Here is a 24,786-nt window from a genome sequence, read left to right on the forward strand (position 1 = left end):
GCCGCGCCGCCGGTCGTCCCGCGACCGGCGGCGCGCGGGTAGGTTGCACAGAATGAGCGCCCGGGACCCCATCGCCGACCTGCGCCGGATCGCGTTCCTGCTGGAACGGGCGAACGAGGCCACCTACCGGGTACGCGCCTTCCGCTCGGCGGCCAAGGCGCTCGCCGCCCTTCCCCCGGCGGAGGTGGCGCAGCGGGCCCGGACGGGCAAGCTCACCGAGCTGGCCGGCGTCGGCGACGTGACCGCCCGCTGCGTGGCCGAGTCGATCGCCGGCGAGGAGCCGGTCTACCTGCGCCGGCTGGTCGCCACCGAGGGCAGTGACCTGGACGCGGCGGCGACCGACCTGCGCACCGCGCTGCGCGGCGACTGCCACACCCACTCCGACTGGTCCGACGGCGGCTCGCCGATCGAGGAGATGGCGCTGGCGGCCGTCGAGCTGGGCCACGAGTACCTGGTGCTGACCGACCACTCGCCCCGGCTGAAGGTCGCCCGGGGGCTGACCGCCGACCGGCTGCGCCGCCAGCTCGACCACGTCGAGCAGGTCAACGCCGCGCTGCCGGAGGGATTCCGGATCCTCACCGGCATCGAGGTGGACATCCTCGCCGACGGCTCGCTCGACCAGGACGAGGAGCTGCTGGCCCGGCTCGACGTGGTGGTCGGCTCGGTGCACAGCGGCCTGAACGACGAACGGTCGAAGATGACCCGGCGGATGCTGGCCGCCATCGCCAACCCGCACCTGGACATCCTCGGCCACTGCACCGGGCGGATGGTGTCCTCCCGGCCGGCCGGGGTGACCGGGCCGGGCGACCGCGGGCACCGGGCCCGGACCCGGAAGGAGAGCGACTTCGACGCCGACGCGGTCTTCGCGGCCTGCGCCGAGCACGGGGTCGCGGTCGAGATCAACTCCCGCCCGGAGCGGCAGGACCCGCCGAAGCGGCTGATCCGCCGGGCCCTGGAGGCAGGGTGCGTGTTCGCCATCAACACCGACGCGCACGCCCCGGGTCAGCTGGACTGGCAGCGGTTCGGCTGCGAGCGGGCGGCCCGCTGCGGGGTGCCCGCCGACCGGGTGGTGAACACCTGGTCGGCGGAGGAACTGGTGGCCTGGGCCGTGGACCGCCCGGCCCGCTGACCGGCCGACCCGGCCCGAGTGCTGCCGCCCGGCTCAGCGAGGGGCGGCCACCTCGGCGGCCGGCACCGCCGGGGCGCCGACCCCGACCGGCACGGCGGGGCGACGCCGCCCGACCAGGCCCTGTGACACGGCGACGCCGAGGAGCACCACCAGCGCACCGGCCGGCTGGTGCCAGGTGAGCCGCTCGCCGAGCACCAGGGCGCCGATCAGCACCGCGAAGATCGGGATCAGATAGGTGACCGTCGAGGCGGTGCTCGCCCCGGCGACCCGGATGTTGCGCATGTTGATCACGAAGGCGATGCCGGTGCCGAGCGCGCCGAGCGCCAGCACGCTCGCCACCACCTCGACCGAGAGGTCGGTCGGGACCGGCGGCGCGCCGGCCGCCAGCGGCGCGACCACCGCGAGCTGGGCCACCGCGAGCAGCAGTTGGGCCGCCGAGAGCGACACGCCGGAGTGCGAGCTGCCGGCCACGAACTTCTTCTGGTACGGGATGGCCACGCCGTAGCAGGCCGCCGCGCCGAAGCACATCAGCTGCCCGACGAAGTGCGCCCCGCCGACGCCCTGCCAGACGCCGAGCACCACGAGCACCCCGACGAAGCCGAGCGCGAGCCCGACCGCCCGGCGTACGGTGAGCCGCTCGGTGCGGAAGACCAGCACCGCCAGCGGCAGCACGATCAGCGGCGTGGTGGCGTTCCAGATGCCCGCCAGCATCGACTCGACCCGCTGCTCGCCGTAGCCGAACAGGGTGAACGGGATGGCCACGCCGAACGCGGCGACCACGGCCAGGTGCGCCCACACCCGGGGCTCGCGGGGCAGCCGGTCGCGCAGCACCGCCAGCACCACCAGCAGGGTCGCCGCGCCGGCGGCGACCCGGTAGAGGGTGAGGTGCAGCGGATGCAGCTCCTCGACACCGACCTTGATGAACAGGAAGCTGGACCCCCAGATCGCGGCGAGGGCGACGAAACCGGGCAGCCAGCTGCGGAGCGCCGCCCTGTCAGGAGTGAAGTCCGTGGTCACTCCTGACACTCTGCCGTAGGGGTACGACAAAGTCCCGCGACTTTCGGACCTGGTGGCCAGCACCACAGGTCGCCCGCCGACGGCCCGGGTGGCGGCCGCCGGGGACACGGGTGACACGCTCGACCGCGAGGCCGTCCGGTCACGTAGGGTCGGGGCCGTGGGACGAATCGATGACCTCGCCAACCGGTACGTGGCGGACTGGGCGCCGCTGAGCCCGACCGGTGCCACCTACGTCGGCATCGCCGGCTACGACGACAAGCTCGACGACCTGTCGCCCGAGGGCTACGCCGCCCGGGCAGAGCTGACCCGACGGACCCTGGCCGAGCTGGACGTCACCGAGCCGGACACCGAGGCGGAGCGGACCGCCAAGGAGGCCATGCAGGAGCGGCTCGGCCTCGACCTCGCCCGGTACGAGGCGGGCGAGTCGACCAGCGAGGTCAACGTGATCGCCAGCGGGCTGCACGACGTGCGGATGGTCTTCGACCTGATGCCGACCGAGGGCGAGGACGCCAAGGCCAACGTCGCGGCGCGGCTGAACGGCCTCGCCGCCGCGCTGGAGGGCTACAAGACCACGCTGCGCGAGGCGGCCGCGGCCGGGCGGATCAGCTCCACGGTGCAGCTGATCGAGGTGGCCAAGCAGTGCGACACCTGGGTCGACCCGGACGGCGACAACTTCTTCCACGGCCTGGTCGAGCGGCTGGGCGCCGACGGCAGCGTGGCCGCCGAGCTGCGCCGGGGCGCGGCGGCGGCCACCGCGGCGACCGCCGAGTTCGGCCAGTTCCTCCGCACCGAGCTGGCCCCGCACGGGCGGGAGAAGCAGGCCGCCGGGCGGGAACGCTACGAGCTGGCCTCGCAGTACTTCCTCGGCGCCAAGGTCGACCTGGACGAGACGTACGCCTGGGGCTTCGCCGAGCTGGCCCGGCTGGAGGCCGAGATGCGCGACGTCGCGGCCCGGATCGTCGGCCCCGGCGCGAGCATCGACGACGCCGTACGGGCGCTGGACGCCGACCCGGCCCGCACCATCCAGGGCAAGGAGGCGTTCCGGGACTGGATGCAGGCGCTCGCCGACAAGGCGATCAGCGAGCTGCACGGCACCCACTTCGACATCCCGGAGCAGGTCCGCCGGATCGAGTGCTGCCTCGCCCCGACCAGCGACGGCGCCATCTACTACACCGGGCCGAGCGAGGACTTCTCCCGGCCCGGCCGGATGTGGTGGGCGGTGCCGCAGGGCATCACCGACTTCTCCACCTGGCGCGAGGTGACCACCGTCTACCACGAGGGCGTGCCGGGTCACCACCTCCAGGTCGCCCAGACCGCCGTCCGGGCCGACCTGCTCAACCGCTGGCAGCGGCTGCTCTGCTGGGTCTCCGGGCACGGCGAGGGCTGGGCGCTCTACTCGGAGCGGCTGATGGACGAGCTGGGCTACCTGGAGGATCCGGGCGACAAGCTCGGCATGCTCGACGGGCAGGCGATGCGGGCGGCCCGGGTGATCGTCGACATCGGCATGCACCTGGAGCTGGAGATCCCCCGGGACAACCCGTTCGGCTTCCACCCCGGCGAGCGCTGGACGCCGGAGCTGGGCTGGGAGTTCATGCGGGCGCACTGCCGGGTGCCGGACGAGAACCTGCGCTTCGAGCTGAACCGGTACCTGGGCTGGCCGGGGCAGGCCCCCTCGTACAAGGTGGGCGAGCGGATCTGGTTGCAGGCCCGGGAGGACGCGAAGGCCCGCAAGGGCGCCGACTTCGACCTCAAGGAGTTCCACCGGCAGGCGCTCGACCTGGGTTCGCTCGGCCTCGACCCGCTGCGCAAGGCGCTCGCCCGGCTGTGAGGTCGGGAGCCGGCGGCACACGAACGGGTGCCGCCGGCTCCCGAGCCGGTGGTGGGGGAATTCAGTCCAGGGTGAGCTTCAACGTCGGCCGCGCGGTCAACGTGTCGCAGGTGACGAAGGCCAGGTCCATCACCGGTTCGGTGAACGTGAGCGGGATCGGCGAGGTGATCGGGAGGCCGTCGGGCAGCGGCAGGTCCGGGGTGAGCGTCACCTTGATGCCGAGGATCTTCCCGGCGAAGCGGGTGGCGTAGAAGGCGACGTCGCCGCGGACGGTCAGCTGGTTGGTGGCGAACCGCAGGGTCCGCCCGGCTTGGCCGGGTGAACGCAGCAGGAAGTCGTCGGTGACGGCCTGCTTCATGCTGAACTTCAGCGCCCGGAGGGTGCCGTCGTCGGTGGGCAGGTCGACGATGCCGTCGAACCGCAGGCCGGTCATGGTCACCTTGGAGCCGGTCAGCTTCGACGGCTTGGTCGCCACCACCGGCTGGCCCGGCTCGGCGGCGATCCTCGGCAACGGCTTGCCCGGCTCGACCGTGCCGGTGGCGCCGGGCTTCGGCGACGCGCAGCTCGGGCCGGGCGCGGTGGGCCGGGGGCTGGCGCTCGGCCGGGCGGTGGGCGTCACGGTCGGCGTCGGGCTCGGCGCGGGCTCCTCCTCGTCGTCGTCCCCGCCGCCGAACAGGTCCCCGAGCCCGTCCAGGATGTCGGTGATGATGTTGCCGCCGGAGCTCTTCTCCGGGCTGGGCGACGGCGACGCGCCGGTTGCGCTGGGGGTCGGCTCCGCCCCGCCCGGCGATCCGCTCGGCGCCGGCCGGGTCGGGCAGGCGGGCGCCTGCGCCGGGGCCGCGCTCGCCACCGCGAGTGGCGCGGGGGCGGCCTGGGCCGGCCCGGGGGCGGGCACGACGAGCGCCGCCGCGGCGGAGAGCCCGAGCAGCACCGGCAACACGGCGTACATGCGGGGATCCCGCTGACCCGGCAGCGTCGGCGGGTCGTCGGCCAGCCGGACCGTCCGGGCGGTCTCGTCGTACGCCGCCGGCCGCGGGCCGGCGTCACCCGGCACCAGTTCGTCGACGCGGGTCGACCCGGACGCACCGCCCTCCGCCGGAACGGGCGGCTCGGCGGCGGGCGCGGCGGGCGCGGCCGGCTGGTCCGCGGCCGGCTCCTCCGTCGCGGGTACGGGCGGCGGGTCGCCGGCCGGGCCGGTGCCCGGGACCCAGGCGAAGCCGAGGCCGGCGCCGACCATGCCGAGCAGCAGGCCGACGAAGAAGCCGCCGAGGTTGACCCCGATCAGCGAGAAGACCGCGGTCACCGCGGCGACCACGGCGTAGAAGATCCGCTGCTGCGGGGTGAACCACATCAGCGCGCCGCAGGCGACCAGGATGGTGGGGATCAACCAGGAGAGGAATCCGGTCGGTCCCATCTGGAAGGAGAGACCGCCCAGCGACATCTGGGTGGTGCCGAAGATCTCCAGGCCGGCCAGCACGGTCAGCAGGCCGCCCCAGAACGGTCGGGTCCGCCGCCAACGGCGGAACCGGCGCCACGCCGCGCTGATCCGGCCGTGCCGGGCGTGCTGCGGGTCGGCGGTTGTCACGTACGCCTCCTGCCGGGGCTGAGGGGGACGGGGGCAGGGAACGGGCCCGCGGAGGACGCCCTCCGCGGGCCCGGGTCAGCTCAGAAACATTCCTTGGCGTTCGCGCCCACGTTCACCCGCAGGTCGAGCCCGGTCAGGGTGAAGGTGCCCGCGTGGGTGGAGCGGGCCACCTGCTTCAGGTCCTTGATGACGACGGTGTCGGACTGCTGCCCGAAGGCCTTCTTGTCGCCCTTGGCGCCCTCCGGACCTCCGGTGAGGGTGGCGGCGTCCTGCCCGATGTTGATGTTCTTGAACTCGGCGTCGCCCTGCAGCGAGTCCATGTCGATGAGCAGCCCGCTGGCCACCGCGGGCTTGCCGCCGCCACCGGCGTTGATGGTGAGCACCACCGGCGCGCCCGGCACCTTCACCGACTGGCAGAGGTCGTAGAGCTTGGCGTTGCGGATGCCGGAGACGGCCACCGGGTGCTTCGTGCCGTCCGACTCCTCGGCGATGCCGCCGTACTGGACGAAGCCCTCGCCGCGCAGTTCCGAGGCGGAGACCTTGAACGTCTGGCCGGAGACGGCGAACGAGGCGGCGATCGCGCCGTTGGCCATGCCGAAGACGATCGCGCCGGCGACGGCCGTCGCGGGCACCATCAGGGCGGCGAAGCGCCGCCACCGGGTACGACCCCGGTTCTCGATCCGATCCTGCACGTGCTCCTCCTCAGGGGGTGTGGCGGCGGCGGCCGGTCGGCGGAGGTGCGGGCCCCGCACCGGGCCCCAGGCTTCTGCTACCGGCGGGTAACGAGCGTGCCGATGATGGTGCACCTACGGAGGCGTAGGTCACAAGGCCCTAGCTACCTGCCAGTAACACGGGGGCGACGGATCGCGGCACTCTGATTACGGAGCGCAGGGGACGACCGTCCGAGGATCTTCGATTACGGCAGCAAAGCCGACATAAGCCCTCGGCGCCGACTACCCGTCGTGGCAGCCGATAGACCGATTACAATAAGATAACGGATGTAAAGCGGCGCTCGCGCCCACCGTGCGACGGAGTCAGTCCGACGGCCGTCCGACCTCCCGTCCGGCCAGGCCACGGGTCTATGCTCTGCGGCGTGCCGCTGATCGATTACTACGGCCCGCAGGGCTGGGGCAGCCAGTCGCCCCCGTTGCGGCAGCGTCAACACGTCGCCACCAGCCTGATCGCCGACGCGCTCGCCGGCCGCCCGGAGCAGCCGGCGACGGTGCTCGACGTCGGGTGCGGCGACGGCAGTTTCCTGGCCCACCTGGCGTCCACCGTGACCGGGCGGGACGTCCGTTGGATCGGCGTCGACTACTCCGAGCACCAGCTCGCCCGGGCGGCCGAACTGCCCTTCGAGTTCCACCGCTGCGACCTCGGCGAGGGCATACCGCTACCGGACACCTCGGTCGACCTGGTGCACGCGGGTGAGGTCATCGAGCACCTGTACGACCCGGATCGGCTGCTGGAGGAGTGCAGGCGCGTGCTCCGCCCGGGCGGTCACCTCGTGCTCACCACACCGAATCTGCAGGCCTGGTACAACCGGGCGCTCTTCCTGGCCGGTGTCCAGCCGATCTTCTACGAGACCTCCACCCGGTCAACCGAGGTCGGCGCCGGAGCGCTGCGTCGACTCAAGACCGACACCATGCCGGTCGGGCATCTGCGCCTGTTCAACCGCACCGCGCTGCTCGACCTGCTGCGCCGGGAGGGATTCGAGCCGGTCAGCCTGCGTGGGGCCGGGTTTCACGGGGTTCCGTCGGCGATGGCCTGGCTGGACGCCGCCATGTGCCGGCGCCCGTCCCTCGCCTCGATCCTCGTCGTGCTGGCGGTCAGGCGCTGAAAACACTCGGTGGGACCGGCGAACCGGTCCCACCGAGTTTCCCGCCTCCGGGCGATGCGTGCCCGGTCCGATCGTCAGAGTGCCGCCGGCCGCTCGGTGGACGACCGCTGATCCGGCACCGACGGCCCGGTCGCGTCGTCTTCCGCCTGGTCCGCGCGGTGGCTACCGAACTTCTCCTCCCCGCCCGGCTCGACCGCCGCGGGCGTACGGGGGCCGCGCAGTGCGAGCCACCCGCCCACGACGATCGCGAGCAGACCGAGCACGCCGAGACCGATCGGCGCCCACAGCCGCAGGAGCCCGATGGAGCTGGCGTTGTCCGCGGCGCGTTCGGCGCTGGCCTTCACGGTCGCCTCGTTGTAGCGGAAGTCGGCGTTCAGCAGCACCGTCCGCGGGCCCACGTCCGGCACGAGTTCCTTGCGAGGCTGGTCGCGCACGTCCACGTAGGAACCGGTGACCGGCTCCACCCAGAAGGTACGGGTGTTGCTGTACATCAGCCTGGCGGTGGTGGCCTCGGGAGCGAACCGCGCCAGCAGCACCTTGAGGTTCGCCTCCGCCAGCGGCAGCTGCTCCTCGGGAATCGTCTGCTCGAAGCGGTAGACCTCGACGCCCTGCACCTCGGTCACCTCTTTGAACTGCGCGGGTACCGCGCGGCGCAGGTCGCGGTCGAAGACCGGGTAGTCCTTCTTCTCGGTACCGAACGGGAACTTGTAGACCTGGCCCTCGTAGTTCGCCGGCTGACCGGTCCCGTCGTCCAACCAGGCGTCGTTCCACTTGGCGGCGGCACCGCTACGGCGGTCAGTGGCGAGTTGGGTGCTGTAGGCGTTGATCGCCTCGTTGTTGTCGACGCGCCGGACCGTCTGGTAGACGTCCCAGACGACCGCCTTGCCCTCGAGGTCGCCCGTCATCTTCTCCTCGGTGACCTTGGGCTGCGGCACCACCTCCACAGTCGTCCTCAGGGCACCTCGCTCGATGTTGGCGACACCGGCCTTGATCTGGAGGAACTCGGAGTTGGCCGATTCGGCCACCGACTTCGACCTTTCCAGGTCGTACGGCAGTTGACTGACGGCGGGCGCGACATACAGTGGCAGCCCCACCGCGGCAACGACCATCAGCACGCCAAGGCCGAACAGCGTGGCGCCGACAATCCTCTTCACTGATCCTCCTTCGATGACAGGGCGAAAGGGCGCCAGCCAGCCATGTGCTCACGACTTCGCCGTCGCCGAGTACACGTCCCTGGCATGGCGGCACGTTACTCTCCAGTCACCTCTCTCCGCGACCCCCAGGAAGTCTGATGTTCACTGCCGCCACGACACCAGCGCTTCCGCGCCTTCCCGCCCTCGACGGGGTGCGCGTGGTCGGCGCAGTTGCGGTAATCGCGCAACACGTCGGTTTCATCACGGGCGTCACGACCCGGGAGAGTTGGGGCGGTTGGATCGCCATGATGGACTTCGCCGTGGCGCTGTTCTTCGTACTTTCCGGCTTCCTGCTTTTTCGCCCGTGGGCGCGCGCGGCCGCCACCGGTTCGCCCGCGCCCGGCGTCCGACGCTTCTACTGGAAGCGGGCGATTCGCATCCTGCCGGCCTACTGGCTGGCCGTCATCGTCTGCCTCACGTTCCTTCCGGAGCGCGGCGTCGCTCCGGCCGGCGACTGGCTGCGGCACTTCACGTTCACCCAGATCTACGAGGCCGCGCAGATCAGGCGAGGGCTCGGGCAGACCTGGAGCCTCGCCACCGAGGTGGTCTTCTACCTGGTGCTGCCGCTCGCGGCGGTGGCCCTGGTCGGGAAGCGGTGGCGTCCCGTCCGGACGGTGACGCTGGCCGGTGTCGGGCTGCTGATCACCGAAGGGTGGATCACCGCGATGGGAACGGGCCACCTGGACACCGGGCTGCACATCATGTGGTTCCCCTCCTACGCCGTGTGGTTCGCGGCGGGCATCGCCCTCGCCACCATCCATGTGGCCCTCCGGACGTCGACGGCCCCCCGGTCGTGGCGCGTCTTCGACCAGCTCGCGTCCGCACCGCTGGCCTGCTGGGGCATCGCGCTCGGGCTGCTCGCCGTGGCCAGCACCCCGGTGACCGGGCCGCGCGGCCTCGCCGCCCCGACGGCCGGGCAGTTCGCGACCCAGTTGGGGCTCTACCTCGGCGTGGCAGTGATGATCATGATTCCGCTCGTGTTCGGCCCCGCGACGCTGGCCTCCCTGGCGCTCGGCAGCACGCCGATCCGGTGGCTCGGCACGCTCTCCTACGGGATGTTCCTCTGGCACCCGCTGGTGCTCGACCTGATCTACCGCGTCGAGGGCCGTGCCTACTTCACCGGCAACCCACTGCGCATCTACGCCCTCACCGTCGCCGGCGCCATCGTGTTCGCGGCGGTCAGCTACTACGTGGTCGAACGGCCGGTGCTGCGCTGGGGATCCACGATCGCCCGGCGCCGTACGGGCAGGACGGTGGAACACCAGAGCGCCGTGGCCGCAGCCAGCGCCACCAGCTGAGGCGCGGCGGACGTGTGCCGGAGCGGGTCGTCGAGCGAGATCCACCCCGCCACGCCGAAGCAGAGGGCCGGGAAGAGCCAGGCCGACAACCGGGTGATCCGGCGCAGGATGCGTCGCTCGCTGCCGTGCAGCCGCGGTGCGAGCCGCCCCACGGCGACCACGACCGCCACCCCGAGGGCCGCCAGCAGGACCGGCCACAGGCCGCCGACGGTGAGCAGCGCGACGGCACCGACGGTCGCCGGCAGCAGCCGGTCTCGGCTACGCCGTCCACCCGCCACCGCCACCGCCATCGGCGCTGGCGGCCGGCGGCTCGGCAGCACCGCGAGCAGCAGGACGACCCCGAGCAGGACCCCGCCCGCCACCAGGCCCGCCCGGTAGGTGCGATCGGGCAGGAACCGCAGCACCACCTCGCCCCCGACGCCCGGGGGCAGGAGCCAACCCTGCTGCCATCCGTCCACCACGATGGGGCGGAGTTGCTGACCGGCCAGGGTCGCCTGCCAGCCGGGGTTGGTGTTCTCCCGGACGGCGAGCACGGTGCCGCCGGGACTTGACGCGACGTGCAGCCGCCGCTCCGTCGCCGACCAGTCGAGGATCCGGACGGGGCTGGGTGTCGCGCTCGGAGCCGTCGACCCGGCCGGCTCCAGCAGCACCCTGGTCGGCGTGGCCAGCTCGCTCGCGATTGCCACCACCCGCAGTTCGCCGGTGTAGAGGTCGAGTTGCGGCGACCTCCGCTCGCCGCACGGCACGGCCGGCACCTCCCGCAGTTGCAGCAGGTCGCGGCGGGTGGCGGTGATGGACGTGCGCATCTGCTCGCCGTCGACTTCCACGGCGGGCCCGCTGCCGCACGGCAACGTCACCCGCTCGTCGAGGTCGACCCTGACCCGCGGCGACGCGGGCAGTGTGGTCACCTCACCGATGCCGATCGGCAGTTGCTCGAACCGGCCCTTGTACGGGTCGTAGCTCCGGGCCGGGGTGGACGCGCGGAACAGGATGGTGATCTCGTCGGTGCGCAGCGGCCGGTCGAACCTGAGCGTTCCGTCCGCACCGACGACGCCGCTGCGCACGCCACCGTCGCCGATGACGGTGACCCGCCAGGGTTGCGCCCGAACGACGGATTCCGCCGACCACAGCCGCAGCCCGCTGATCGTGCGGGTGGTGAGCCAGTTCAGCTTCAACCACGGGTTCGCGTCCTCCGCCGCGGGCAGCCAGGCGGTGGCTGGATCACCATCGAGGACGGCTCCGGGCCGCGCCGCCGGATCGGGCACCCCGGTCGACGACGCGGTGACTCGCGGCGCCAAGGTGTGCGGCCAGGACTTCGCCACCTCCTTGTCGAGCAACGCGCTCAACTGGGGCCCAGCCTTCGGCCGGGCCCAGACCGCCGGCGTGTACGACCCGTTCTCCGGCAGCTGCACCGTGCGGTCGAGCTGGGAGCCGTCCTCCGAGGCCCGGCTCACGCCAGCGCCACAGCGCGGTACGTCGTCGAGGAAGAAGCACGAATCGACGGTGGGCGCGGCGGTGAGCACGACGGTGGCGGGCCGGTCCGTGTCCGGTCCCTGCGGCGTGACCAGCGTCCGCGCCGGCCGTAGCTCGGGAATCTCCAGCTCCGCGATGCCGACCCGGCCCTGCCCGGATCGGACGGGCAGGGCCGATTCGATGGTGACCCGGAGCCGGGTGCTCGCGTGCACGGCGGGCAGCCGCACAGTCAGCGCCGGCTCGAAGGAGTCGACGGTGACCCGTTCCACGCCGCTGCGCACGGTCACCTTGGTGGGCAACGTGTCGGCCTCCGTGTCGAACCGCAGCCGCACCTCGGAGATCTTCCGCGGCTCGGTGAACTCGACCTCCAGCCACTGTCGGGTCCCGGCGCTGGGTGAGGTGCGCCAGGAGGTCGCCGGGTCCCCGTCGATCGCCGCGTACGGATGATGGGCCGGGCGGGATCCGGTCAGCGGGTGGGTCTGGGCCCAGGAACTGGAGGCGGTGACGCCGTTGATGCCGCGGTACCGCACCACGGTGGCGTACGCGTCTCCCCACGGCGGCAGGTAGTCGCGGGCGACGCCGCCGAGCAGCGCCCGCTGGTCGGCCTCGGTCGTGGCCGACGCGTTGTCGTGCAGCAGCCCGAACGTCACCTCGCGGCGGCGCATGCCATCGGTCAGCACCACCGGCCCGAGCGCGCGCCCGTCCGGCAGGTCACCGGCGAGCACCGTCGGCGCGCTGCCGAGCCGGCCGGCGGCGGCGACGTCGAGCAGTGACTCCGGCCCGCCGACCACCGTCGAGATCGCCGCGGCGTCGTAGGCGACGACCGGCTGGACGGACCGCTCGACCTCGTACACCTCCAGGGCCCTCGTGGGAACGTCCAGACCCTGGTCCTGGTAGCCGCCGTAGGTCCGGCTGCCGCCCAGCGTCGGGCCGAAACCGACGACCGGCCGCAGGCCCGGTGAGCGGTCGAGGGCCTGCCTGACCTGCACGGGGCGGGCGGCCCGGGACGACCCGTAGTCCAGGTCCGAGCGGAGCAGGACGTACCGCACACCGGAGCGGGCCAGCAGGTCGGCCAGGCCGGCCGAACCGGCACCGTTGGACACGACCGACTCCACGGCGTCGAGGAGCCGGATCGTGGTCGGCGGGGCGAGCGGGATGGAGTTGCGCACCGCCCAGGAGCTCTCCAGCAATGGCTGGGTGATCTCGTCCGCGGGCCGGCCCCAGCGATAGTTCGGGAAGCGGGCGCCCGGCACCACCAGCACCCGGTCACGCCCCAGGTTGGCGTCCAGCCACGCGCCGGCCTCCCGCCAGTAACCGGGAACGCTGTCGAAGCTGCCCCTGGTGGGCAGTTGACCGGCGAGCGCGGGGCTGCCGACGGCGACGATCCCGGCCAGCGCCACGATCTTCACCACGAGCGCTCGCCGCTGCGCCGGCTGCCACCGGCTGCCGGCCGCCGCGGCCGCGCGGGCCAGCACACCGAGCAGGTGGGCGAGGCCGAGGATGAGCGGCAACCGCAGCACCACGTCGAACTTGTGCACGTTGCGCAGCGGCGCGCCCGCGCGGTCCAGGAACGAGCGCTGCCACTCGGCGAAGAGGCCGTCGACGGCGGCCACGTGCCCGAGTCCGACCAGTGCGATCCCGACGAGCAGCCCGGCGACGAGGAACCGGCGGTGCGGCATGCCCCGCCGGGCGAGACCGGCGAGGCCGAGACCGGCGACCACGACGGTGGCGACGATCAGCGCGGGTTCCATGGCGAGTTGCGCACCGGCTTCCCAGGACCGGCCGTAGGCGAGCCAGTGCGACGCTCCGCGCACCGTCGTCACCACGTCGGTCACCCGCGTGGTGACGTTGGCGGTCTCGATGTAGTCGAGGAACGGCGGGCTGTACCGGCCGAGCACCAGCAGCGGCACCAACCACCAGGCGGTCGCGGCGGCGACCGCCACCCCCCACGCCCCGATCGCGACGAGCCGGCGTCGCGCCGGCTGGAGCATCGCCAGCCAGAGCACCGCCAGCGGCACCACCGCGAGCACGGCGGTGGCGTTGACGCCGCCGGCGCAGGCCACAGCCAGGGCGGACCGGGTGACAGCGCGACGCACCGGAGCGCCGTGAGCCAGCCCGACCAGGGGTACGAGCACCCAGGGAGCAATCGCGCTGGGCCACGCCTCGACCGAGATCGGGCCGAGTTCGGTGATGATCCGCGGGGAGAGCGCGAACGCGACGCCGGCGATGATCCGCGCGGCCGGCGTACCGATGGCCAACCGCTCCGCCAGCTGGATGACGCCGAGGCAGGCGACGCACATCAGCAGCGCCCACCACAGGCGTTGGACCACCCAGGCCGGCATGCCCAGGAAATCGCCCGCCGCGAAGAACGGGCCCATCGGCCACAGATAGCCGTACGTCTGGTTCTGCAACTGGCCGAACGACCCCGCCGGATTCCAGACGTGCAGCGATCGCTCGAGCCACCCGACCGGGTTGACCGCGAGGTCGACCTTGGTGTCCATTACGATCTTGCCGGGTTCCTGAAGGAACGCCAGCGCCGTGAGTGCGACGCAGACCGATGCCGCGCGCAACCGCCACACCGCGGTGGAGGCGGCGCCGGACGCCTTCGTCCCCACCGGTTGCGGTGCCTTGCGCATCTCGCCTCTCCCGTCTGCTGCCGGCCGTCTGGTGCACCCGGGCTGCCGCGCCAACCCATTGCGAGTTCGGACGCGAGCGCCTTAGGGTGGCGCGATCGCGAAGACTACTCGGCAGTAGGAGCAGAGGTGCAGACCCTCGACGGCCCTGGACGGCACGTACTGTTCCTCAACTGGCGTGACACGCGCAATCCGGAGGGCGGCGGCTCGGAGGTGTACGTCGAGCGCATCGCCGAGGAGCTCATCGCGCACGGGCACCGCGCGACGCTCCTGTGCGCCGGCTATCCGGGCGCGCCCAGCGAGGAGACCACCGCTGCTGGGATACGCATCCTGCGCCGGGGCCACCGCCACACGGTCTACCTGCGGGCCGCGCTCGTCTACCTCGCCGGCCTGGTCGGATTCGGCCCGCTGGCGACCCGGTCGCTCGGCCGACCCGACCTGATCGTCGATGTCTGCAACGGCGTGCCCTTTCTCTCCCCGCTCTACGCGCGTTGCGCGGTCATCATCCTCGTGCACCACGTACACCGGGAGCAGTGGCCGGTGGTCCTCGGCGCCTGGGGAGCCCGGGTCGGGTGGTGGATCGAGTCGAGCCTCGCCCGCCGGGTCTACCGCAGGTGCCGGTACGTCACGGTGTCCGCCGCCACCCGCCAGGAACTCGCATCGCTCGGCGTCGACGCCGGTCGGGTCACGGTGGTCTACAACGGCACGCCGGAGATCGCCCCGGGGGTGACCTCCCGGACGCCCTATCCCTCGCTGCTGGTGCTCTCCCGGCTGGTGCCGCACAAGCGGGTGGAGATCGCGCTGGAAACGGTGGCCCGGCTCGCCCCCGACTTTCCGGCTCTGCGACTGGTCATCGCCGGTCAGGGCTGGTGGGAGACCCGGCTGCGGGAGCTCGTGGACGAGCTGGAGATCAGAGATCGGGTGCACTTCGCCGGCTTCGTCACCGAAGCGGAGAAGGGTGACCTGCTCCGCTCGGCCTGGGTCGCCCTGACCCCCTCGCTGAAGGAGGGGTGGGGTTTGACGATCGTCGAGGCGGGAGCAGTGGGCACACCGACGGTGGCGTTTCACGACGCGGGGGGTGTCGCCGAAGCGGTCGTCGCCGGAGAGACCGGGTTGCTCGCGCATGACACCGCCGACTTCGTCGAGGGTGTCCGGCGACTGCTCGCGGACGACGCGTTCCGTCAGGAAATGGGTAGGGCGGCGCAGGCACACGCCGCCCGCTTCACCTGGGCCGCGTCGGGAGACCGCTTCGCCAACCTCGTCCTGGCGGTCACGGGCGGCGTCCCGACGCCCGCCGCCGAGGGCTACCTGCTGCCGTAGTCTTCCGGGGCGAAGTCGTCGGCGCTGCTCGCGGCCCGGTCCGAGGTGACGACGATCTGCTGAGTCACGGCACCCAGCGCCAGCACGGCCAGCACCGCCCCGACCACAGCCGCCAGCATCAAGGTGAGCGGCTTCGGCATCGTGCACCCTCCTCCATCGAAACGCGTGGCGGCACGTTACCACGCGGTAGGACGAAGCGACAGGCTCCCGATCGCGGCGAGGAGGACGGCCAGGGCGGCGCAGCCGCCCAGGATCAACAGCCACCCGTCGGGCCGCCGCTCGTCGGCGGCCGGCGCCGCCGGATTCCGGTAGAGGGTCAGCAGCGGCCCTTGGTGGACGATCTCAAGCCCTGCCAGGACCTGCGGCGACACACTCCCCCCGGACGGGTGCTGGACCACGACCCACCGCAGGTCGGTGCTCGCCAGCGGACGCCGTTGCGCGAGTGTCGCGCGGAGGTCCGCGACCCGTCGGCCCTCCCCGGCCACCACCAGGTCCCCGACGATGAGGGTGTCGTCCGTGATCACCTCCGCCGGCAGGTACCGGGGCATCGGATCGATCACCACGGTGCCGCGATTCCAGGCGTAGGACCGGTACATGCTCATCGGCAGCGACAGGGTCGGCCCGGGGTCCCGCGCGACCGCCCTCGCCACCGCGGCCCACTCCTGTGGATACCGGACCGGCTCCAACCGGCCGGCGGCGCCGTACGCCAGATCCGGCAGAACCGCGACCGGCAGCAATACGAGCCCGACCAGCGCCACCCGATCGCCTGGACGCCCGAGCCGGCCGGCGACCCGTTCCCCGCCGAGGGCGGCGCACAGCACCAGGCAGAGGGCGTACGGAATGAGCAGCTTCTGCCCGTCGCGGAACAGCCCGCCGCCGGGGACCTCGGCCACCAGCCACCGTAGGAAGTCCCTGCCCCCCGGCAGGGCCCCGACCGCAGCCGCCAGGAACGAGCCCACGGCGAGCAGACCCAGCCGGTTCGCGGCACCGGCCGGCCAACGGTCGCGCAGCACCGGAAAGCCGACCGCGGCGAGGGCGAGCAACCCCACGGTGACGACGGGCACCAGCACCGCCCCGCGACTGGCCGGCGTCGTGAGCGCGTTCCAGATTCCACCGGTGCCGAGGAGGGCCACCACCGGGCCGCCCCAGTTCTCGCCGCGGGCCGCGAAAGCCGCCACACCCGTCGGGTCGGATCGACCCCCGGCCGCCGTCACCGCGGCCGCGACCAGCCACGGCAGGTTGAGCGCGGACACCGCGCCGACCGCGACGGCGGCGACCCGGCGCCCGGGCGCCCGGCCACCCACCACCAGCACCGCAACGGTGATCAGAGCCAGCAGGCCACCGGTCGGGGTGATCGCCGCGGCGCCGGCCGCGACGATCAGCCGGGGCAGCGCCCCACGGCGGCCCTCCCGGAGGCCGATGGCGGCCCGGACCAGCCAGGGCAGCGTGGCGTAGGCCAGCAGCAGTCCCCACTGGCCCAGCAGCAGCCGTTCGGCCAGGAACGGGGTCCAGGCGTAACCGACGGCTGCCACGAGTCGGGTCAGCTCCCGCCGGGCCGGAACCAGCCGGCCGGCGCCCACCACCGCGAGCCACACTGCCGCGACGAGCACGACCCGTTGCAGCAGCCAGCCCGGCACCGCCAGGTTGAGCAGCGAGACCACCGCGTCCTGGGGTACCGCGCGGGGCAGCGCGTCACCCGAACCGAGCAGGTCCCACCGCAGCGGTTGCCGAGGCACGAAGACCATGTCGTACCGCAGTACGTACCCCGGGCGGACCAGGGGCGCCAGCACGAGGAGCACGACTGCGGCGGCGACCGCATGCAGCCGGAGCCGGTCCCACCGAGACCCGTCCCGTACCGCGACCTCTCGGCCCGGCCCTTGCCGGTCAGCGCTTGCGGAGGACAAGGACCAGATTCCAGGTGAGAACTTCGCGGACGCCGGGGAGCCGGACCACGCCCTTGGCCCACCAGGGCAGGTAACGCGGAGTGATGTCGACGATGTCGGCGGCGGACTGCCGCCGCGCCCAGCGCAGCGTGTCGCCGATCGAGACCGCGAACATGCTCTCACCGAAGACGTTCTTCGGCCGCCGGCCGTGCCGCCGTTCGTAGCGTGCCGCCGCGCGGTGCCCACCCAGGTAGTGCCAGGGCGACGTCTCGTGGCCGCCCCAGGGCGAGAGCCAGTTGGTGAAGGACAGGAAGATGACGCCGCCGGGCCGGGTGACCCGAAGCATCTCGTCGGCCATGGTGAACGGACGCGGCACGTGCTCCAGGACGTTGGACGAGAAGCAGACGTCGACCGAGCCGGTGCGCAGCGGCAGTTCGAGCGCGCTGCCCATCACACCGCCCGCCGGCATCACGCCGCCCCGGGCAGACATCTCACCCGCGTCGCAGTCCACGCAGACGATCCGGGCACCGGCCCGGCCGAGCGCGTCCGCGAAGTAACCGGCGCCCCCGCCGACGTCCACCACCGTCGCCCCGGCCAGGTCGGTGTAGGTGCGCAACTGACCGACGGTGTCCTCGGCGAGCATGCCGTAGAAGAAGTCGGGGTCGCTCTGCTCCATACGGAACGCGCGGAACAGGCGCACCGACCGCGCCAGGTCGGCGCGGTGAGAACCCGGGAGCTGCACGGACGGCTCCTACTTGTCGGCCAGGACGGCGCTGTTTGCGTACGGGGTCGGGATCACGCTCGCAGCGGAGACCGTGGTCGGACCCCGCCGTGTCGGGAGACGTTAGCCCGTCCGACGGGTCCGGGTCGACCGGGTGGCTGGGCCGGCTGCCCGCCCCGTGCGCCCGCTCCGACATCGGTACCCTGAGGCGTCCGTGCCCACCCCTTCGTCGGGGCGCGGGAAGAAGCGGAGTCGAACGACCGGTATGGGCGGGACGAGCACGCAGGTCTCCGGCGCCGGGCGGCTGGCGGCCACCGGGGGAGCCGTGATGGTCGCGGGAACGCTGACCAACGGGCTCGCCTATCTGGTGCCGATGCTCGGTGCCCGCCGGCTCGCCGCCGACGAACTGGGGGCGCTGGCGACGGCTCTGGCCCTCATCACCATCGCCAGCGTGGCGGGTACCGGCCTGCAGACCGCGGTCGCCGTGCATCGCGCCCGCCAGCCGCACGCCTCGACCGCGCGGGTCGCCCACGCCACGACCGCCGTCACCGGTGGCGTCCTGCTCGCGGCCGCGCCCCTGATCGTCACGACCCTCCACCTGCCGGTCGAGGTGGTGGCCCTGCTGGTGGCCATGACGCTGGCCGTCGTCCTGGCCGCCCGGTGGCTCGGCGAGTTGCAGGGGGACCAGCGGTTCCTCCGGTTGGCGGTGGGCATGAGCGTGCTGGCCGTCGGGCGTTACGGCGGCGTGATCGCCGGCCTCGCGCTCGGCGCGGGTCTGGTCGGGTCGTTGGCGACCGGCCTGGTCTGCGGCTATTTCGCCCTGCCGCTCCTGCGGTTGCTGGCTCGGGCGGGCGCCGCCCCGCCCGGTGCCGGAGCGGGCGTGGCGGGCGGGGCACCCGCGCTGGGCGTACGGCGGGTCCTGACGGCCAGCAACGCCACCCTCGCGATGTTGGTGGTGTCGTACGCCGACCTGATCCTGGCCCGGCAGCTGTTGCCGCCGGCGGAGTCCGGCGCGTACTCGGTCGGGACCGTGCTCACCAAGGGCGCGCTGTGGGCGCCCCAGGTGGTCACCGTGCTGGCGCTGCCCCGGATGGCCCGGGCGGGCAGCGCCACGCGGACGACCGCCCTGGCCGTCGTCGCGGCGTGTGGTGCCGCACTCGTCGCCGGTTCCGCGCTGGCCGGCGGGCTGGCGTTCCGGCTCGCCGGTGGGCCGGACTACACGACGCTCGGCGGATACGCCCCGTACTTCGCCGCCACCGGCGCCCTGTACGCAGTGGCCTTCGTGCTGATCAACGCCCAGATCGCGACCGGCGCCCGGTGGCCGTCGGTGCCGCTCTGGACGGCAGCGGGCGGGCTCGTCGTGGTCACCGTCTTCGTGGCACCGCACACGTTCACCGGCATCATGTGGAGCGCCCTCGCCGCCGCCGCGGTCACCGCGCTCGCCCTGGCTTTCCTCGTCCACGCCCCCGGCCGAGCGCGGCACGGCGACGGGCCTGAACAGACCGCCACGGTGGCATCCGCGGGAGTTGGTCGTGGCCGGCTGGATCGTCAGCCGTCCCGCCGGAACAGCACCGAGTTGACGTAGCGCGGCCGAGGCAGCACCACCCGCCGCGCCAGGCTCTGCCGGACCCGCGCGATCGCGGCCCGCTGGTGGGCCTGGATGTCGAAGCCGGCGAGCGGGATCCAGTCCCGCTCCGGCAGGACGTAGCCGCGGTACCCCCAGTCACCGAGCAGGTCGATGATCGGCTCGATCGGTTGGATCCGCTCTTCGACCTCCACCAGCAGCACCGGGCCGTCCCGGTGGATCGTCTCCGCCGCACCGCGCAGCGCCGGCAACTCGTGGCCCTCGACGTCGATCTTCATGAACCGCACGTCACTGAGGCCGAGGCCGTCGATGGTCACCCGGCGCACCGGCACCGAGCGGCCATCGCCGTACTCCAGCGACGAGGTGCCGACGGCGGGTCCGTTCTCGGGCAGGAAGAGTTCCGCGCTGCCCTCGTGGTCGGACGCCACCGCGCGGACCACCCGCACGTCGGGAAACGCGCCCTCGATGCTCCGCGCGAGTTCGTCGTTCGGCTCGACGGCGACCACCCGGTCGGCGAGCCTGCGCATCCGCCGGGTCCACGGGCCGTACCAGGCGCCCACGTCCACAGCCGTGCCGCCGGCCGGCATGAAGTCCGCGATGTGGGCGAGCTCGGGCTCGACTCGGGGATAGACCGCGCGGATGGCTCCCGCGACGATCCCGTCGGGCAGCAGAGAGGCGACACGGGAACTCACCGCGGTCAGCAGACCGGTCGAAGACGGCATGAGCGGAAAGGTTATCGGTCCACGGCTCGGCAGACTAGCCGCGACGTTCCGCGAGCCAGCCGTTCAGCAGGTGACGGTCGATCGAGTCGGGGCGGCCGAGCGGCCGGCCGGCGGCCTCCCGCGCCCGCAGCTCCTCCCGGGTGAACCAGCGCGCCTCCACCAGTTCCTCCCCGTCCACCCGCACCTCCTCCGTGGCGGCGGTGGCCCGGAAGCCGACCATCAGCCCGGCCGGGAAGGGCCACGCCTGCGACCCCTGGTACGCCAGGTCGGTCACCGTCACCCCGGCCTCCTCGGCCATCTCCCGCCGGACCGCGTCCTCCAGGCTCTCGCCCACCTCGACGAACCCGGCGAGCGTCGAGTACGACCCCTCGGGCGCGCCCCGGTGCCGGGCCAGCAGGCAGCGGTCCGGGGCACCGGGGGCCTCGACCAGCACGATGATCGCCGGCTCGATCCGGGGGAAGAGCAGCCGCCCGCAGTCGGCGCCGACGCAACAGCGGACGTGGCCACCGTCGCGGGGCGTGGTCCGCGCACCGCAACTGCCGCAGTAGCGCTGCTGCCGGTGCCAGTGCAGCAGGCCGCGCGCGTACGCCTGCACGGACGCCTCGGCCGGGCCGAGCCGGCCCACCAGCGCCCGCACGTCCACCGCCGAGGCCGCGCCGGCCAGCCGGACGGCCTCCGACTCCGGGTGCCCGGACAGGTCCACGGCGAAGATCGCGGTGTCGCCGTCCAGGCCCAGGAAGACCGTCTCGTCGGCGGCGGCGAGCGCGTCCGCGGCCCGGTCGGCGGCCAGCCGCACCAGGGTCTCCCCGGCAGTGACCAGGCAGCGGTCCCGCCACAGCGGCAGCACGGCGGTGCGCGGATCGGTCAGCAGGGCGGTGATCCGGTCCGGGTCGGCGCGCAGCGGCCCCGCCCGGTCCAGCCAGCCGCCGCCGTACGCCAGGACCACGTCGTCCGCTCGCATGCCCACACCGTGCCACGCGCCCGGCCCGCTTCGGGCACCGGCCCCGGCCCCGCGACACGCCGGGGGCGACACTCGGTGCCGGCGGGCGCGGGGCGCAGACTCCCCGACCGCCCGAGCGTTGGCTACCGTAGGTGTCTCCCGGGGCGACGGCCCCCGTGTGGTATGTCCCGATCGAGGTTGCTGTGACGCTGTACGGCGAGAAAGTTCCACCTGCCGACGACCGACCCACCGTCCAGGTCACCGCGGTCAGCTGGCCCGGTGACGAACCGAAGGGCGGCGTCGCGGCCGGCCCGGCGGGCGGTGGAGCGCGGCGGCGGCGGGTCCGGATGCTGCTCGCCGGCGGGCTCACCGCGGCCGTGCTGGCCTCCGTGGGCGGGGTCGGCGCCTACGCGTACGCCGGGGACGTGCCGCGCGGCACCACGGTGCTCGGCGCCGAGCTGGGCGGCCGGAGCCGGGCGGACGCGGCCCGCGAGCTCCGGGCCGAGCTGGACCGCCGCGCGGCCGAGCTGGCCGCCCCGGTGCCGGTACGGGTGGGCGAGCGGACCGCCGAGATCACCCCGGCCGAGGTCGGCCTCGCGGTCGACGTGGACGCGACCGTGGCGGCGGCGGCCGAGGCCCGCGCGCACGCGGTCGACCGGCTGGTCGGCAACCGCAGCGTCCCGCCGGTGGTCACGGTCGACGTGGCCCGGCTCGACGCCGCGCTCACCAAGGTCGTCGGCGACCAGGGCCGGAAGATGACCATGCCGGCGATCACCTTCTCCGGCACCACCCCGAAGGCGGTCCATCCGAAGCCGAGCCTGGCGCTCGACCCGGAGCGCTCCGCCCAGGCGGTGCGCCAGGGTTGGCTGAGCGGGCAGCCGGTCACCGTGCCGCTGGTCGAGACGCACCCGGCGACCACCGCCGAGGAGGTCGACCGGATGGTCGCCGAGCTGGCGAAGCCGGCCGTGGCCGCGCCGGTGAAGCTCAGCACCGACAAGGGCTCGGTCACCATCGGCCCGAAGGCGATCGCGAAGAGCCTGCGCTTCACCGCGGACAAGGCCGGCACGCTGACCCCGCAGGTGGACGTGAAGCGGCTGCGCGCGGCGCTGGGCGACGACCTGTCGAAGGTCGAGGTGCCGCCGAAGGACGCCCGGATGGCCATCTCCGGGGGCAAGCCGAAGGTGGTCGACAACGGCCGGCCCGGGCAGCAGCTGGACAGCGCGGCGCTGGCCCGCGACCTGCTGGCGGTCCTGCCGAAGGCGGACGACCGGGAGGTCACCGGCGAGCTGAAGCCGGCCGAGCCGGAGCTGACCGCGGCGAAGGTTGCCGAGCTGGGGATCAAGGAGAAGGTCTCCTCCTTCACCACCCGGTTCACCGGCGGCCTCTCCTCGCCGCGCAGCCAGAACATCATCACCATCGCCAAGGACGTGGACGGCACAGTGGTGCTGCCGGGCGAGACGTTCTCGCTCAACGGCCACACCGGCGAACGCGGCTACGCCCAGGGCTACCGGGACGCCCCGGTCATCCTCGACGGCAAGCTGGTGCCCGGCGTGGGCGGCGGCACCTCGCAGTTCACCACCACGCTCTTCAACGCCACCTACTACGCCGGCCTGGAGGACGTCGAGCACAAGCCGCACTCCTACTGGTTCAGCCGGTACCCGGCGGTCATCGAGTCGACGATCTTCTGGCCCAACCTGGACTTCAAGTTCCGCAACAACACCCCGTACGGGGTGCTCATCGACACCTCGTACACGTCCAGCTCGATCACCGTGTCGATCTGGAGCACCAAGATCTACGACAGCGTGAAGACGGAGTACAGCCCACGCCGCAACATCACCAAGCCGAAGACCATCTACCTGAAGCCGGGACCGTCCTGCATCCCGGCGAACGGCATCGACGGCTTCACCCAGGACGCGTACCGGGTCATCCGCAAGGACGGCAAGGTGGTCAAGCGAGAGAAGTTCACCTGGCGCTACGACGCGGAGCCCCGCTACATCTGCGGGCCCGAACCCTCCTGACGCCCGCCGGGCGCACGCTGAGGACTGCCCCGCCGGCTCCGTCGCCGGCGGGGCAGTCCGGTTTCGTACGCGCTCAGGGCCGCGCCTGCGCCAGCCCCTGCCGTACGCCGTCCGCGTCCAGGTCGGTGCCGTACACGGGGGTGCCGGGCTGCTGCCGCCAGCTCTCGTCCAGCGATCCGCCGTCGACGGGGTCGAAGCCCAGCGCGTCCACGAGTTCCATCACCATCCGCTTCGCCTCGCCGTCGTCGCCGGCCACCGGCAGCGCGATCCGGCCCGCCTGGCCGGCCGGGCGCCCGTTCTCCATCAGGTGCTGGGCCATGATCGTGTTGAACGTCTTCACCACCCGGGCGCCCTGGAGGTGGTCGGCGGTCCACCGGCTGGACGAGATGCTGCGGTCCTGAAGTTCGGCGATGTTCCCGTCCCGCTCGGGGTAGTAGTTGTCGGCGTCGACCACCACCTTGCCGGCGAACGCCTCGGCCGGCAGCTCCGGTACGGCCTTCAGCGGCACCGCCACGACCACCACGTCCGAGTCCCGGGCCGCCTGCTCGACGGTGCCAGCCGTGGCCCCGCTCTGCTGAGCCAACTCGGCGAGGGTCTGCGGGCCGCGCGAGTTGGCGACGGTGACGTCGTGCCCGAGAGCGCTCAGCCGCCGGGTGAGGGTGCCACCGATGTGCCCGGACCCGATGATGCCGATCTTCATACCCGCTCCCCCTCCCCGCGCCCACGTTCAAGTCCACGAACCTGGCCTCGCCCCGACGGTACGAGAACCCCCTCCGGCCCGCCGTCGATTCGCCGATCCCCGAGCCGGCCGCCGCCTGATTGCCGGCGCCGCGCCGTGTGGGGTTCTCACCCACCGCCCCGCTCGTCTGGCGAGCCCTCGCCGACGGGCGGACCATGGAGCACCGGTGTGTGCCCTGGCGTCACCTTGGCCGGGCTGCGGGCCAGAACCCACCCGCAGCCAGCCCTAAAGTCGACGCGAAGAGAAGGGGTGGAATGCATTCAGGGCCACCCCGTTGGGGGTGGCCCTGAATAGAGAAGATGTCCGGCGGTGTCCTACTCTCCCACACCCTCGCGAGTGCAGTACCATCGGCGCTGGAGGGCTTAGCTTCCGGGTTCGGAATGTGACCGGGCGTTTCCCCTCCGCCATGACCGCCGTAACTCTATCAACATATCAAACAACACCACACAGTGGTCTGTTGTTCGTTTGCTGTGAGTTGCACAGTGGACGCGTAGCAGCTTGGTAGTCAAGTCCTCGGCCTATTAGTACCGGTCAACTGAACCCGTTACCGGGCTTACATTTCCGGCCTATCAACCCAGTCGTCTAGCTGGGGGCCTTACCCACCCAAGGGGTGGTGGGATACCTCATCTTGAAGCGAGCTTCCCGCTTAGATGCTTTCAGCGGTTATCCCTTCCGAACGTAGCTAACCAGCCGTGCCCCTGGCGGGACAACTGGCACACCAGAGGTTCGTCCGTCCCGGTCCTCTCGTACTAGGGACAGCCCTTCTCAAGTATCCTACGCGCACGGCGGATAGGGACCGAACTGTCTCACGACGTTCTAAACCCAGCTCGCGTACCGCTTTAATGGGCGAACAGCCCAACCCTTG

At 72.6% G+C, this 24,786-nt stretch carries 18 protein-coding genes and 2 rRNA genes (1 of these 20 cut by a window edge); 7 read left to right on the top strand and 13 right to left on the bottom strand.

Going from position 1 to position 24,786, the window contains the following annotated elements:
• Positions 1-52: 52 nt before the first annotated feature.
• Positions 53-1,129: a PHP domain-containing protein gene (locus FHX32_RS08455; protein ID WP_167180193.1), complete on the top strand. Its 1,077-nt coding sequence runs from the start codon at positions 53-55 to the stop codon at positions 1,127-1,129.
• Between the two features lie 33 nt (positions 1,130-1,162).
• Here FHX32_RS08455 and FHX32_RS08460 read toward each other — a convergent pair whose 3' ends face one another.
• Complete coding sequence (locus tag FHX32_RS08460) at positions 1,163-2,146, bottom strand: DMT family transporter (protein WP_486480965.1); 984 nt, start codon at positions 2,144-2,146, stop codon at positions 1,163-1,165.
• Between the two features lie 157 nt (positions 2,147-2,303).
• Here FHX32_RS08460 and FHX32_RS08465 point away from each other — a divergent pair, with 157 nt between their 5' ends.
• Positions 2,304-3,974: a DUF885 domain-containing protein gene (locus tag FHX32_RS08465; protein WP_167180194.1), complete on the top strand. Its 1,671-nt coding sequence runs from the start codon at positions 2,304-2,306 to the stop codon at positions 3,972-3,974.
• A gap of 61 nt (positions 3,975-4,035) precedes the next feature.
• On the opposite strand, the gene FHX32_RS08470 is transcribed toward FHX32_RS08465, so the two are convergent.
• Complete coding sequence (locus tag FHX32_RS08470; protein WP_167180195.1) at positions 4,036-5,559, bottom strand: sulfite exporter TauE/SafE family protein; 1,524 nt, start codon at positions 5,557-5,559, stop codon at positions 4,036-4,038.
• Between the two features lie 80 nt (positions 5,560-5,639).
• A complete protein-coding gene (locus FHX32_RS08475) occupies positions 5,640-6,251 on the bottom strand; it encodes a DUF6230 family protein (RefSeq protein ID WP_167180196.1) in 612 nt (203 codons plus the stop codon).
• Positions 6,252-6,652: 401 nt separating this feature from the next.
• Between FHX32_RS08475 and FHX32_RS08480 the strand changes: the two genes are divergently transcribed.
• Positions 6,653-7,396, top strand: a complete 744-nt coding sequence (locus tag FHX32_RS08480) for a methyltransferase domain-containing protein (RefSeq protein WP_208418007.1) — start codon at positions 6,653-6,655, stop codon at positions 7,394-7,396.
• Between the two features lie 74 nt (positions 7,397-7,470).
• Here FHX32_RS08480 and pgfA read toward each other — a convergent pair whose 3' ends face one another.
• The gene (gene pgfA / locus FHX32_RS08485) at positions 7,471-8,550 is read right to left on the bottom strand and encodes a cell envelope lipid trafficking protein PgfA (RefSeq protein ID WP_167180198.1); all 1,080 of its coding nucleotides are present in this window, start codon (positions 8,548-8,550) and stop codon (positions 7,471-7,473) included.
• Positions 8,551-8,687: 137 nt separating this feature from the next.
• Here pgfA and FHX32_RS08490 point away from each other — a divergent pair, with 137 nt between their 5' ends.
• Entirely contained in the window at positions 8,688-9,887 is a 1,200-nt protein-coding gene (locus FHX32_RS08490; protein WP_167180199.1) for an acyltransferase family protein, read from the top strand.
• Here FHX32_RS08490 and FHX32_RS08495 read toward each other — a convergent pair.
• A complete protein-coding gene (locus FHX32_RS08495; protein WP_167180200.1) occupies positions 9,776-13,996 on the bottom strand; it encodes an alpha-(1->3)-arabinofuranosyltransferase in 4,221 nt (1,406 codons plus the stop codon). The two genes, FHX32_RS08490 and FHX32_RS08495, sit on opposite strands and share 112 nt — an antisense overlap.
• Positions 13,997-14,122: 126 nt before the next feature.
• Between FHX32_RS08495 and FHX32_RS08500 the strand changes: the two genes are divergently transcribed.
• Complete coding sequence (locus FHX32_RS08500; protein WP_167180201.1) at positions 14,123-15,313, top strand: glycosyltransferase family 4 protein; 1,191 nt, start codon at positions 14,123-14,125, stop codon at positions 15,311-15,313.
• On the opposite strand, the gene FHX32_RS08505 is transcribed toward FHX32_RS08500, so the two are convergent.
• From FHX32_RS08505 to FHX32_RS08515, 3 genes are all read right to left on the bottom strand, one after another.
• Positions 15,298-15,453 (bottom strand): hypothetical protein, encoded by a 156-nt coding sequence (locus tag FHX32_RS08505; protein ID WP_167180202.1) that lies wholly within the window; start codon positions 15,451-15,453, stop codon positions 15,298-15,300. The genes FHX32_RS08500 and FHX32_RS08505 overlap by 16 nt on opposite strands.
• Positions 15,454-15,489: 36 nt before the next feature.
• The gene (locus FHX32_RS08510; protein ID WP_486480966.1) at positions 15,490-17,103 is read right to left on the bottom strand and encodes an MmpA family trehalose lipid delivery protein; all 1,614 of its coding nucleotides are present in this window, start codon (positions 17,101-17,103) and stop codon (positions 15,490-15,492) included.
• 94 nt (positions 17,104-17,197) lie between these two features.
• Positions 17,198-17,938 carry a class I SAM-dependent methyltransferase gene (locus FHX32_RS08515; RefSeq protein WP_486480967.1) on the bottom strand — a complete coding sequence of 247 codons (741 nt, stop codon included), beginning with the start codon at positions 17,936-17,938 and terminating at the stop codon, positions 17,198-17,200.
• Positions 17,939-18,182: 244 nt separating this feature from the next.
• Between FHX32_RS08515 and FHX32_RS08520 the strand changes: the two genes are divergently transcribed.
• The gene (locus FHX32_RS08520; RefSeq protein ID WP_486480968.1) at positions 18,183-19,502 is read left to right on the top strand and encodes a lipopolysaccharide biosynthesis protein; all 1,320 of its coding nucleotides are present in this window, start codon (positions 18,183-18,185) and stop codon (positions 19,500-19,502) included.
• Here FHX32_RS08520 and FHX32_RS08525 read toward each other — a convergent pair.
• On the bottom strand, positions 19,466-20,224 hold the full coding sequence (locus tag FHX32_RS08525) for an FkbM family methyltransferase (protein ID WP_208418009.1): 759 nt from the start codon (positions 20,222-20,224) through the stop codon (positions 19,466-19,468). The two genes, FHX32_RS08520 and FHX32_RS08525, sit on opposite strands and share 37 nt — an antisense overlap.
• A gap of 34 nt (positions 20,225-20,258) precedes the next feature.
• Positions 20,259-21,185: an NAD(+) diphosphatase gene (nudC, locus tag FHX32_RS08530; protein WP_167180204.1), complete on the bottom strand. Its 927-nt coding sequence runs from the start codon at positions 21,183-21,185 to the stop codon at positions 20,259-20,261.
• Positions 21,186-21,367: 182 nt separating this feature from the next.
• Between nudC and FHX32_RS08535 the strand changes: the two genes are divergently transcribed.
• Positions 21,368-23,182 (top strand): VanW family protein, encoded by a 1,815-nt coding sequence (locus tag FHX32_RS08535; RefSeq protein ID WP_167180205.1) that lies wholly within the window; start codon positions 21,368-21,370, stop codon positions 23,180-23,182.
• Between the two features lie 73 nt (positions 23,183-23,255).
• Here the strand turns inward: FHX32_RS08535 and FHX32_RS08540 are convergent, their stop codons facing one another.
• The 3 genes from FHX32_RS08540 to FHX32_RS08550 all read right to left on the bottom strand — a co-directional run.
• Positions 23,256-23,882: an NADPH-dependent F420 reductase gene (locus tag FHX32_RS08540; RefSeq protein ID WP_167180206.1), complete on the bottom strand. Its 627-nt coding sequence runs from the start codon at positions 23,880-23,882 to the stop codon at positions 23,256-23,258.
• Positions 23,883-24,222: 340 nt separating this feature from the next.
• Positions 24,223-24,339, bottom strand: a 5S ribosomal RNA gene (rrf, locus tag FHX32_RS08545).
• An 83-nt stretch (positions 24,340-24,422) separates the two neighbouring features.
• A 23S ribosomal RNA gene (locus tag FHX32_RS08550) occupies positions 24,423-24,786 on the bottom strand (it continues 2,748 nt past the right edge of the window).

This window comes from Micromonospora sp. CNZ280 (assembly GCF_011759515.1).